Consider the following 10,569-nt stretch of genomic DNA (forward strand, 5'->3'; position numbering starts at 1 on the left):
TCTTAACCGCGTAGGGCCAAGTGGACCGCGGAAGGGGGCGCTCACTGCTCGTCCTCTCGCTCCCCGCGCTCGACGGTCACGACCCGTTCGGCGTGCTGCTCGTCCGCCATGCTCTCCAAGAACAGCGGCAGGTCGTCACTTCCGACCTCGTACTCTCGGTACTCCGGTTCGTCCGCGAAGGGGGTAACCGTAAGGACCGTGAACACCGCGGGGGCCACGACGGTACGGTAGTCGGTCATTGCTCCTCCGTGGGAAGCCACAGAAGAACGCTCCCGACCTTCCGCTGGCCGACGCGCCCCTCCTCTGCAAGGTCGCTCAGGCGAGCGTGCGCGGTGCGGTACTTGCACCCCACGGCGTCGGCCACGTCCCGCGTCGTGAGGCCGGCGTCGTCGCCGTCGCGCACGGCGTCCAGAAAGTCCTCGTCGGAGAACTTTCTGGTGAACCGTTTAGTCGTCTCGTCTCTCTCGTCGTAGGGCATGGTATCAAACGTCTCCATGCAGACGTACGACATGGGAGTACATAAACCCATGCATTCGGACGCCTCGGGTGGTTGAACCTTCAAGGCACATTTAAGCCCCTTGCACTCGTATGTATGGGTGTAGAAGGCCGGTCCCCTCGGGGGCGTAGAAGTGCCCCGGGTGCGCCAACACCCGGGATTGGCCTTCTAAGGAGCCGAAGACCATGCAAAACAACGAATCCGACGCTGTTGAAGGCATCGCTCTCACCACCGACCCCGAACCGCGCGACGTGCGCGCCGTCACCGAGTACATGACGGTCCTCCCGAACGGTCCCCGCGTCGAGGACGCCGACGACCTGTACTGCGTCGTCTCACAGTCCGGCGGTGAGTACACCGTGGACGCCCGGACCGGTGCGTGCGACTGCCCCGACGCCACGCACAACCTCGACGACGAACTGTGCAAGCACGCCCGCCGCGTCGCTATCATCCGCGGTGAGCGTCCCTTCCCCGCGGTCCCCGTCGCCGACGTGGACGACCAAATAGGAATTCACGTCCGCGGTGGCCTCACACTCGCCACTCTCACCGGGTCGGACACCCCGCGCCGTCTCGTCGCCGACGGTGGCCGCGTCGAACCACGGGAACCCCTCACGCCCGGTGAGCGTCCCCCGGAGTGCGACTGCTCTCCCTACGCGGAGGAGCTGCCGTGCTTCCCCTGCTACCGCGCGGGATTCCGGTCCCCCGCCGACGTGACCGCTGAGAACGACGACTAACCCGACGTGAACCCCGGGACGGAGGGGGAGAAACCACCCCTTCCGCGCTTCTACCACTGATAATTATGACCCGTGAAACAAAAGGCGACGTTTCTGACCTGTTCGCCGACCTGCCCCGTACCACCCTGCCGACCGCCACCGAACGCGCCGTCGCCCGGACGCGCTACCCGCCGGACGTTCAGCGAGAACAGAGCGTCCCCGACCCGCACCACTCCGTCAAGGTCCCCGTCGAGGTCGAGGTCCCCCCGTGGGTCCTCGCCAGCGCCGCGTGGAGAGCGTCCATCGCCGACGCCGACCTGTCGGACGCCGCGCTCACCGACCTGCTTAGAGACTACGTGTCGCTCTCCCTCCGCTTCGTGACCCCCGACGGGGAGGACGCCACCGCCGCCGTCCGCCGCCGCGTCGAGAGCGACGACTGACACGGGGACACCTCACCGTCCCTACAAGTCGGTTCTACTCTGCAAAACGGAGTGTACGAAATTCGGGACCGTCGGGGAGAAACAGCGCGTTCGAGAGCCAATTCCCGTTCGCATATAACCGACCGCCGGACGGCGTGGCGACGCGCCCTCGCGCCGCTCGTGCCGCCGTCGTTACCACGTCGCTGGGACCTTCGGTCGCCCCTTGCCGTGGCCCATACACGCGTAGCGGAGCGCGTCGAGACAGTGGTCCGTCGCCGTCGACTTGCCGACCTGTTCCTCCTTGTAGGAGAAGAACTCCCGAATGAGGTGCTGGCACTCCTTGGAGACGTACAGCCCCGCAGCGGGGCGTGAGTCGAACGTCACGAGGTCGCCGTCGCCGTCCAACGTCGGGGACACCTTCGGACGGGTGTTCATCTCGCCGTCTACTTCGAGACGGTGGCGCACCTCCGAGATACCCGTGTCGATGGACTTCTCCGCTTTCACCGCGCTGTAGCCCGCCTGTTGGAACTTGATAATCTCGGAGGGTTCGTGTTCGGCGTAGATGGTTCCCTTCGGCTTGCCGTTCTCGTTGAGCCACGCTATCGCGTCCTCGACGTGCGTCTCCGACTCGTGGAACTCGTCGAGGACCACCAACTGCCCCTGCGAGGTCTTCCCGATTTCCAACAGGACACGCGGGTCGTTCCATCCGGCGTCGTACCCGTAGATGCGCCACCCGTCGGTCACGAGGGCGTGCGCTTCGTCCCGGGGGAGGACGTGCGTGTCGCGGTCGAACGCGGGATACACGAGGCCGGTGGCCGCCGCAAAGCCCCCGTGAAGCGCCTGCTGCTCCTTCCCCGTCCCCTCGAACTTCCGGCGGAATCGCTCTTTGTCGCCGTCCGTGAGGTACGGATTGTCGAGCATCGACGCCGTGAGAACGTTAATGTCGAGACCGATAGGGTCGCCCTCGGCGTCTTGGCGCTTCTCCAGAATCTCCCACGCGGCGTTGAAGCCTTCGCCCGTCAGCGTCCACAGTTGCGTCTTCGGGCCGTCCACGCCCCGGAGACGGGTCGTTATCATGTCGTTGAGGTCGTGTAGCACCTCGCCGTAGTGAGACGGTTCGTCGGCCCACACGGCACCAAACTCCGCGCCCGCGTAGCGTGAATACTTGTCCGCACTCCCGAGCAGGATAGTCGAACCGTTGTGAAGGGTGAGCAGGTGGCTCTGCCGGTTGTAGTCCGCGACTATCGGCGAGGACTCCGGCCCGTTGAACGTCGAGGTCACCGAATCCGTCCGTTCGCCGGGGAGTTGCTGGAACAGTTTAGGGTACGTCGTGTTCCGCGCCTTCTGAAAGTCCACGCCGAGGGCGAGAAACGACGACTCCGGGTAGTCGAGGGCGTTCGCTATCAACCACCGCGCGCCGAACACGGACTTGCCCGCGCCGTACCCCGCGAGAAACGCCACGAGGTCGTAGTCGTCGGATTCGATGGTGTCGAGACAGTCGCTCTGTGCGCCCCACACGTCGTAGTAGAGCGTCGCGTCGTCGGCGTCGAACTCTATGCCGTCCGGGCGGGCTTCGGGGTCGGCGTCGCGCCACTCGACGGACACGTCTCCCGCCGCCGGGTCGGTCCCGCCTTTCACCTCCTCGAGGTCGCGTTTTAGGCGCTTTTCGGTCGGCGTCGTCACCGTCGCACCCGGGCGGTGTCCCGCTGCTCTTTCAGTTCCTCTATCTCTTCGGCCAGTTCCTGAAGCGTCTTGTCTTGGAGGACCTTCTGCTTCGTGCGAATGAGGTAGGCGAGGGCGCGGTACTGCTGGATGCGGACCTTCTCGCGGTCCACGTCACGGATGCGTCCGTTCTCGATGTCGTCGCGCAGGCTCTCTATCGTGGCGTCCACTTCCGCCAGCATACTGTCGTACTCGTCGGCCGCCGCGTGAGAGGCGGGTTTTCCCGTCTGAGAGGCGTTTTCTGAGGTCATTTTCGCTTGTATCGTGTAAAATCGGGCGTCTGAGCGCGTTCGGGGTGGTTCGTAAGTGCCGCTTATCTACCGCTTATCTCGGTCGTTTCGGAAGGCACCGCCGCGCCCCCATGAGAGGACGCGAGATGCCGAGCGAACTGCACCGAGACGAGAGTGTCGACGACGACCGCGCCGAATCCGCTGGATGAACAGCTACACCTCTCCCGCGCTTCTCGTCGTGGGGTCATCGGTGAGTGCGTCACTGGTAGTAGGGAAGGTCGACGGGCGTGTCCTCCGCGTCGGCGGTCACGTTCTTCTCTATCATCGAGGCCGTCGCCTTGGTGAGAAGGGCAATGTCGCTCGCGTCGAGGGCGTCGAACGCCTCCTCCGGAATCGGTTCGTCCTCGCCGGTCAGCGTCGCGTAGACACGTCCGAGGGTCGCGGCGGCGTCTTGCACCCACTCCTCTCTCTCGGGCCTGTAACCGGGCGGGATTCTCTCCTCGACGGCGTTCTCGACGACGGACGCGCTCAGTTTCGTAAGTCGCGCAGCGTCGGCGGTCGTCCCAACGTGAAACGTCGAGGCAGGGACGAGTTCCTCGCCGGTCAGCGTCTCGTAGACGCGTGCAAGTGTCTCTCCCGCCTCGGCCACGTCCGCCCGGCCGTCGTCGGCGGCGTCGGCGTCGGCGTCGGCGTCGCTCTCGGTGTCGTCCGTGACACCGCGGGCGAACGCGTTGAATGTCGTCTGTCCGTCGGCCATGCGTTTAGGAGTGCGATTTCACGTAAACCCGGTAGTGGGCGGACTCCTCCTCTCCGACGTGGGTCAGCGTGTACCGCATCGCCGTCGGGAGCGAGTCGTCGCGGTGCATCCGCTCGGTGCAGGGGTCCTCCTCGGTCCCGGTCACCTCGTAGGTCATCCACTCGTGGGTTCCCCTCGTGGTTACGGCGCGTGCGAGGGTGTAGGGTGCGGGGCCGCCGTCGTTGCCGTCGTCGACGAGGAGAGTCACGACTTCCGCGTAGGACTTGCTCGTGCTGACGGTGAACTCTAACGACTCCCCGGGGCCGAGGTCCGCGTCGTGGTACCCTTCGGCGCATACCGCGGGCATCTATACGTCCTCCTCGTCCAGCTGCTCGCGCACCTCCTGCTCCTTGCGGGCCTTCCGTTCGGCGATGCTCTCGGGTTTTTCGAGGGCGAAGTAGTCGGCGTTCGTGACGACGTTCTCCGTGCGCTCCTCCCACTCAGACAGACTCCCGGCCCCCACGTCGGTCCCGGTGTTCGCCCGCGTCTCCTTGCCCGTTTTCTCGGCGGCCTGCGCCTCTAACCACTCGTTGTAACCGCCGTATCCAGTGTTGACTCTCGGTTCCGAGCGGTCGTGCGCCGAGACGGTGGACTGTACGCCGAGGAAGTTGCCCACGGGCTTGTCGTCGTCGTCGCTCTGCGCGGTGTTCTGCCGGTCGTCGGCGTCGGCGTCGTCGCTCTCCTCGCGTTCGGTGAGAAGGTCGCGCAGTTCGGCCTGCTCCTCGCGGAGGGCGGCTATCTCCTTGTGGAGGTCCGCCTGTATCTCCTCGTTCGTCCGGGTGTCGTTCTCGTCGCTCTCGTCGCTCTCGTCGTGTCCGCCGCAGGAGCATTCTCCCGCGCGCGTGTGGTTGGCTCTCATTCCGCTCATAGTGATAGTCTCGTTCGCTCTCGGTTCGCCGAGTCCGCACCCCTCCGACACCGAGCAGTTCCCCTCCTCCGTCAGTCCCGTAAGGAGGGCGAAGTGGTCGGGCGTGAGGTTAGTCTGTATCGCGTTGTACCCGCGTCCGTCGTGAACACCCGTCTGCGTCACTAACTCGGGGACGTAGCCGGGGCTAATTTCCACGACGTTGCCGCGCTCGAAGGCGTCGGCTGCGTGTTCGAGGTCGCCGCCGAAGTTCCCGCGAAGGGCCTGCTCTATCCACGCCTCTCCTCGGAGACGGTCGCCGTCGGCCTCGACGTTCTGGAGGATACCGACTACCGGGGTGTCGCTCTCGGGGTCGGAGACGCCGGTGTACTCCCCGTTCGCCGTCGGGTGACCGAGCGTCACTGCCACGCCGTTCCACTTGGGCGCGCTCTCGGCCAGTTCCTCTTTCGGTAGGTACTCCCGCGTCGTTCCGCCGCGTCCGTCGGGGTAGCTGTAGACGCCCGACTGAAACAGGACGCCGGGAACCACGAGGTAGTCCGTCCCGGTGGCGTCCGTCTCGACGCGAACGCTCGACGAGTCTCCGGGGGTCGGTCCCGAGAGGTCGGGCGTGGCCGTCTCGACGGCGTGGTTCTGGCGTCCGCTCATTTCTCCTCGGCGTCGCGGAAGGCGGGAATCGTCCGGCGGAGGACTTCTTCGTGGGTTTCGTAGCGGTTTCGCTTCAGGTCCCACAGGACTTCGAGACACTCTCGGGAGACGGAAATCGTGGTCTTGTCCGAAGTGTTCTGTCCGCGGGGGTCGGTAGTTTGGCTCATAATCAGTTGCAGAGGCGTCCTATGGCACTGTATTATAATCCCACCGACTTAAGTCTTCGGATATCTGTAATTTCGATTACACATGAAGGGAAGGCGCGACGCCGCGTCTCACGCTCCGACGCGGCGGGTCCGTGACCCCAGTGTCAGAACCCGGAGGTATCCAAGAAGAAACGGCGGGGCGTGGCCGTCGCTCTCGGTCCGGTGGCGAGCGGCGCGGGGGAGGGTACGCTACGGGATGTAGTACCGCGTCTCCCCGTCGGACTCTGCCTTTCTCACGTCGAGGTACGTTTCCCCTTGGATTGTAGATAGGGCGTCTCTCACCGGTTTCTCCTCACACCCCGTTTGTTCGCACAGTTCGGACATGGTGAGAGGGTCATCCTGAAGCGCCCGCTTCACCCGCACGGTGGTTTGTTCGTACTCGTCTCCGTTGCCCTCGGTGTCGGACTCGTCGTCTGTGGTTACGAGAGCCACGACCTCCTCGTCTCCTTCTATGGGGCCGACTCCGAGAGAGGCACGGTCGAACCCTTCGAGGTCATTCATAGCCCCGAGCGTCGAGATTCCGGTACACTGAGAGACACCGGCGGTATACTGGTCGGTGCACTTCACGAAGGAGCCGGGCTGTTCGGCCAGTTCGCGGAAGCGGTCGCGGTAGTCGCTGTGGGCATTCAGAAGGTCCTCGCTCCGTATGTCGTGGTCCTTGGCGTACTTCGAGATAGCGTCGAAGGACCGGGGGAGGTTGATGCGGACCTGCTCTCGCGGCGTACACTCGTGCACGATTTCGTAGTGCTGGCCCTGTTCGAGGTACCCCGCCACGACCGCGCGCTCGAACAGTTCAATGAACCGGTCGGTGTGGCTCTTACGCTTCCCTGCCGGGCCGATGCGCTCGACAACGTATTCGAGAGCGTCGTTCAGGTCCTCCTCCGTCGGAAGGCTCTCCGTGTCCGCGCCGACGTGCTCCGCAAACTCGTGGTAGAGCGTGAATCCGAACACGACTGTCTGGAGGCCCTGCATTTCGAGGTCGTCTAATTCATCGACGACACCGAGGGCGTCCGCACGGGCGTGGGCGTGTTCGAGGGAGTCGTACCACAGTCTGCGAAGGCGGTTTTCGTCGAACCCGGTGACGAATCGGTAGTATGCGAGCGCGTGCTCAGCCGGGTCGGGGGCGTCCGACCCAAGTTCCAATTCGCCGCCGTCGACGCGGGCTTTGCCGACGAGGTTCTTGTACGCCTCCGCCGTCTCCGTGCCTGCGTCTGTCGTTTCGGTCCGGAACTGGGTCATGACCGACCGGCGGCGCTCCGCGGGTCCCTGTATCGACTGTTCGCCCGAAACCACAACGGGGGCTTCAATCTTGTACTCGTCCGTCGTCTTGTCCGCGTTCCCGCGGACCTCCAAGGCACCGCGCGTCGCCTTCCGGTAGAGGTTGTGGAAGAAGTCGAGACGGTACGACGAAATGTCGCTGGGCTTGTACTCGTCGAACCACAGGGGGAGGCTGTTCGTACAGGAGAACGTCGCCACCTGCGCGAAGTTCGACGAGTCGACCGAGAACGGTTCGCCGGCCATGCCGAAGCACCGCCACAGGTACGAGAGCGTCGTCGTCTTCCCGCTTCCCGTGTCTCCGGTGACGTTGAGGTGGTTGAACTCACCACTCTCCGTGAACTTCTCGATGAGAGGCCGGAACGGTGCGGCGTAGAACCACCCGAGAACCGGGAGCAACCGCTCGGCGTCCCGCGTGAACGGGACCGTCTCCAGTATCTCGGCCACAGACGAGGAATCGTACTCGGCGGTGTCCGACGGCATCTCGACGAGTCTCTCCGGGGTTATCTCGCGTTCGAGGTACACCGTCTCCGGTTCCTCCGCCCACCCGTCTGCGCGGAGCGTCCGACCGGGCAGCGCGAACTCGTCGCCGTGTAACCCCATGTGCCGAACTCCGAGACGGTGGGGTGCGTCCTGCTGGTCGACCCACATACGGAGGGCGTCGAGGAGGTCTTTCACGAAGGGGGTCCTATCCCCGAGTTGGGGAATGTTGAACTTCGTGCCGAACCGTTCGCCGAGTATCTCGTCGTCGAAGCGGTCCTTCCGGTTGAACACCTTCGGTTCAATCGGCTTCTCGAACGTCTCCCCGGATTCGAGCGTGGCTTTCAGTTCCGCGCGAAGCGGGCCACGTTCGACTTGGAGGTACGAGAGCACTTCTAACTCGAAGTTGAGCAGTTCGTACTTCTGTCGCGGCGTCCCGTGGAGGAGCCACGTCTTGCCGTCCTCGACGACGACCGGCCCGTTCTCCTCTTCGTGGCGCGCTAACGTACGGTGATTCTGGACGGCGTACTCCTGTACGTCGAGCACGTCGGCCACACGCGGGGCGAAGTTCTCTACGTCGTCCGCGTCGATTTTCGCCACGCACTCCCATATCTTCCCCCGGTGTTGCATCTCTCGGTCCGGGTCGTTCTCGTACAGGGAGAGCATCCCTTCGAGGGCCACCTTCACCTCCGAGGGTGCGTCCATCTTCGACGGACTCCGGTCCTGTGGTGGGTCACACCGGTCCGTCACGTCACGCTGCGCGTTTGCGATAGTTCTCTGGAGGTAGTCGTCTCGGTCGAGCTTATCGCGGCTCCGGTACCGGCGGAGGATGTTGGCTATGTCGCGCTCGTCGAACCGCCAGAACAGGAGTTTAGTGACCGCCGAGTAGTCGTAGCCGCTCGGGCTGTCGTCGTCGTTCGGAAGCGAGAACCCCGGTTCGAGGTGCGTGAGAAGGTCGTTTAGTTTGCCGTCCCACTCACGCACCCGTTCGAGCGTCGTTCCGAACTCATTCGTGTACTCGGTGCCGCCGTCTGCCGACACGTCTACCGAGTCCGGGGAGGCCGCCTGTGCGGGCGGAGACGCGTCCGCGTCGCCGTCGGCCACATACTCCGCGTGAATCTCCTTGACGGCGCTCGCGCGCTTCTGAGCGTCGTCGGGGGTCCCCGGCAGTTGGTTCCCGGTGTAGGTCATGTACCGAACGTCGTCGTACATCTCTACCTCGGCGTTCTTCTCCTCGACGACCCACTCCGGCAGGTCGAGCGTCCGCTCTTGCTTCCGCTTCTTCCGACCGTCGGGGAGAATCCCCACGGCGAAGATGTGGAGGCCGGTAACACTCGGGGAGATTTCGGTGTAACTGTCCGCGCGGGCGACTATATCCTCCGCCCACGGTTCAATCTCCTTTGTCTCCGGGTGGACACACCCGTCGAGGTCGATACCGACGATAAGGTCCTGTTCGGAGAGCATGAACCCGATACCCTCGGTGTGGGTGTCCTCCCGTTCGTGGTACTCGACGGCTTCCTCGTACGACCGCCATGTCCGCGGAGTGTTCGATTTCGCGTACCGACGGCCGTCGAACGGTGCAACTGGGGGCTTCGTCCTCCGGCCGCCACATTCAGGGCATTCATCGGCGTCCGGTCCAAGCGGTATTCCGCACTCTTCTCTGTTGCCACAGTAGAACCCCCAGCACACCCACTGGTCCATGACCTTCAGCGTCTCCAACCGGTCGGAGTCCCAACTCATGCCGAGACACCCCCCTCGGTCACACCGATAGGGCGTTTGGTCGGCAGTTGGTCGGGATTTGGTCGGCGTTTGGTCGGGTTCGACCAACTGCTAATCGCCACACGGCGGAGGGGCGAAAGGATATTTGGTCGATTTGGTCGATTCTGTGTGAGGGGGGGAACGTGCGAGCGGGCGTCAGGGAATCGCGGAATGTACCTCCCACATTCAGCCCTACTCAGAGAATCGACCAAATCGACCAAATGGTCTCTCACCCCCTCCCCGTGTGGCGATTTCGATTTGGTCGAGGTCGACCAAACGGGACCAAATTTGCTGACGACTCGACCAAATTTCTCCCTCTCCCGTGGGGATTCGTGACTGTCTTCTATCTCGCACACACTCCGGAGCGCTCCGTCTCGGCGTTCCGGCAGTCGCACTCGACGTGCTTGCACCGTAGTCGCGCCGCTGTTCGTGTTCGTGTTCGTAGTCGGTTCGCCGTCCGCGTCTTCGAGTATTTCGAGGTTCGTCATATCCGTTCGCGGCCCCTTTCCGGGGAGCGAATCCGCACGAACGGAGGAGAAAGGCAACCAAACCCCAACTGTTTAACACCTCTCCCGCCGTAGGACAGGTAGACGCCCCCTGTCTGGGGAGTGTCGTCGTCGGGGGGGTTGTGTCCCCTCGTCCGTGGATTCAGATTGTTTAACGCGCGATTCCGCGTGTTTCGCGCCTGCCGGGGTGGGTTGCCAAACTCCCCATCAGGCGTGTTCTCAGTTACTCCGTCAAGTCATACGTTCATGCTCTTGCTGCCGGTTCGGTAAAGTCTTCGGTCTCGGTTAATGTCAGGCTGACAGTCCCGTCAGCGGACACGTCCTTTCTCGCCGCCGACTCCTCGAACGCCTGATACATTCCCCGGCGGTTCTTGCCGGTTCGCCGCCGTCGAGGACCGCCCGGACGAGACGCCCCGCCCGCGGTCGTGCGATTTTCGCGGGGAGTACCACTGTGTCTTAAC

11 protein-coding genes are annotated in these 10,569 nt (G+C 63.9%); 2 read left to right on the plus strand and 9 right to left on the minus strand.

All coding sequences use genetic code 11. The annotated features are described in order from the left end of the window. Nucleotides 1–41 precede the first annotated feature (41 nt). Both ACZ522_RS00005 and ACZ522_RS00010 read right to left on the minus strand, forming a co-directional pair. Entirely contained in the window at nucleotides 42–239 is a 198-nt protein-coding gene (locus ACZ522_RS00005; protein WP_379691928.1) for a hypothetical protein, read from the minus strand. Next, nucleotides 236–478: an ArsR family transcriptional regulator gene (locus tag ACZ522_RS00010; protein ID WP_379691927.1), complete on the minus strand. Its 243-nt coding sequence runs from the start codon at nucleotides 476–478 to the stop codon at nucleotides 236–238. Before ACZ522_RS00010 ends, ACZ522_RS00005 begins: the two co-directional genes overlap by 4 nt. A gap of 203 nt (nucleotides 479–681) precedes the next feature. Between ACZ522_RS00010 and ACZ522_RS00015 the strand changes: the two genes are divergently transcribed. Both ACZ522_RS00015 and ACZ522_RS00020 read left to right on the plus strand, forming a co-directional pair. Continuing rightward, entirely contained in the window at nucleotides 682–1,227 is a 546-nt protein-coding gene (locus ACZ522_RS00015) for a hypothetical protein (RefSeq protein ID WP_379691926.1), read from the plus strand. A 65-nt stretch (nucleotides 1,228–1,292) separates the two neighbouring features. Next, entirely contained in the window at nucleotides 1,293–1,646 is a 354-nt protein-coding gene (locus tag ACZ522_RS00020; RefSeq protein WP_379691925.1) for a hypothetical protein, read from the plus strand. Nucleotides 1,647–1,817: 171 nt separating this feature from the next. Here the strand turns inward: ACZ522_RS00020 and ACZ522_RS00025 are convergent, their stop codons facing one another. The 7 genes from ACZ522_RS00025 to ACZ522_RS00055 form a co-directional block, all read right to left on the minus strand. Next, nucleotides 1,818–3,308 carry a terminase large subunit domain-containing protein gene (locus ACZ522_RS00025; protein WP_379691924.1) on the minus strand — a complete coding sequence of 497 codons (1,491 nt, stop codon included), beginning with the start codon at nucleotides 3,306–3,308 and terminating at the stop codon, nucleotides 1,818–1,820. Next, nucleotides 3,305–3,529, minus strand: coding sequence for a DUF8136 domain-containing protein (locus tag ACZ522_RS00030; RefSeq protein WP_379691923.1), 225 nt, complete (start codon nucleotides 3,527–3,529; stop codon nucleotides 3,305–3,307). The genes ACZ522_RS00025 and ACZ522_RS00030 overlap by 4 nt, the downstream gene beginning before the upstream one ends. A gap of 307 nt (nucleotides 3,530–3,836) precedes the next feature. Continuing rightward, a complete protein-coding gene (locus tag ACZ522_RS00035; protein ID WP_379691922.1) occupies nucleotides 3,837–4,334 on the minus strand; it encodes a hypothetical protein in 498 nt (165 codons plus the stop codon). A gap of 4 nt (nucleotides 4,335–4,338) precedes the next feature. Further along, nucleotides 4,339–4,680 carry a hypothetical protein gene (locus tag ACZ522_RS00040; protein WP_379691921.1) on the minus strand — a complete coding sequence of 114 codons (342 nt, stop codon included), beginning with the start codon at nucleotides 4,678–4,680 and terminating at the stop codon, nucleotides 4,339–4,341. Then, complete coding sequence (locus ACZ522_RS00045; RefSeq protein ID WP_379691920.1) at nucleotides 4,681–5,883, minus strand: DUF2213 domain-containing protein; 1,203 nt, start codon at nucleotides 5,881–5,883, stop codon at nucleotides 4,681–4,683. It lies immediately after the preceding gene. After that, nucleotides 5,880–6,050, minus strand: coding sequence for a hypothetical protein (locus tag ACZ522_RS00050; protein ID WP_379691919.1), 171 nt, complete (start codon nucleotides 6,048–6,050; stop codon nucleotides 5,880–5,882). Before ACZ522_RS00050 ends, ACZ522_RS00045 begins: the two co-directional genes overlap by 4 nt. A 228-nt stretch (nucleotides 6,051–6,278) precedes the next feature. Next, on the minus strand, nucleotides 6,279–9,584 hold the full coding sequence (locus tag ACZ522_RS00055) for a hypothetical protein (RefSeq protein ID WP_464391633.1): 3,306 nt from the start codon (nucleotides 9,582–9,584) through the stop codon (nucleotides 6,279–6,281). Nucleotides 9,585–10,569: the final 985 nt, after the last annotated feature.

Source organism: Halopelagius fulvigenes (assembly GCF_055398025.1).

What these genes read in the sequence shown, in the direction of transcription:
- ACZ522_RS00005 (WP_379691928.1), bottom strand. Translation starts at nt 239, where the DNA reads ATGACCGACTACCGTACCGTCGTGGCCCCCGCGGTGTTCACGGTCCTT.
- ACZ522_RS00010 (WP_379691927.1), bottom strand. Translation starts at nt 478, where the DNA reads ATGCCCTACGACGAGAGAGACGAGACGACTAAACGGTTCACCAGAAAG.
- ACZ522_RS00015 (WP_379691926.1), top strand. Translation starts at nt 682, where the DNA reads ATGCAAAACAACGAATCCGACGCTGTTGAAGGCATCGCTCTCACCACC.
- ACZ522_RS00020 (WP_379691925.1), top strand. Translation starts at nt 1,293, where the DNA reads ATGACCCGTGAAACAAAAGGCGACGTTTCTGACCTGTTCGCCGACCTG.
- ACZ522_RS00030 (WP_379691923.1), bottom strand. Translation starts at nt 3,529, where the DNA reads ATGCTGGCGGAAGTGGACGCCACGATAGAGAGCCTGCGCGACGACATC.
- ACZ522_RS00035 (WP_379691922.1), bottom strand. Translation starts at nt 4,334, where the DNA reads ATGGCCGACGGACAGACGACATTCAACGCGTTCGCCCGCGGTGTCACG.
- ACZ522_RS00040 (WP_379691921.1), bottom strand. Translation starts at nt 4,680, where the DNA reads ATGCCCGCGGTATGCGCCGAAGGGTACCACGACGCGGACCTCGGCCCC.
- ACZ522_RS00045 (WP_379691920.1), bottom strand. Translation starts at nt 5,883, where the DNA reads ATGAGCGGACGCCAGAACCACGCCGTCGAGACGGCCACGCCCGACCTC.
- ACZ522_RS00050 (WP_379691919.1), bottom strand. Translation starts at nt 6,050, where the DNA reads ATGAGCCAAACTACCGACCCCCGCGGACAGAACACTTCGGACAAGACC.
- ACZ522_RS00055 (WP_464391633.1), bottom strand. Translation starts at nt 9,584, where the DNA reads ATGAGTTGGGACTCCGACCGGTTGGAGACGCTGAAGGTCATGGACCAG.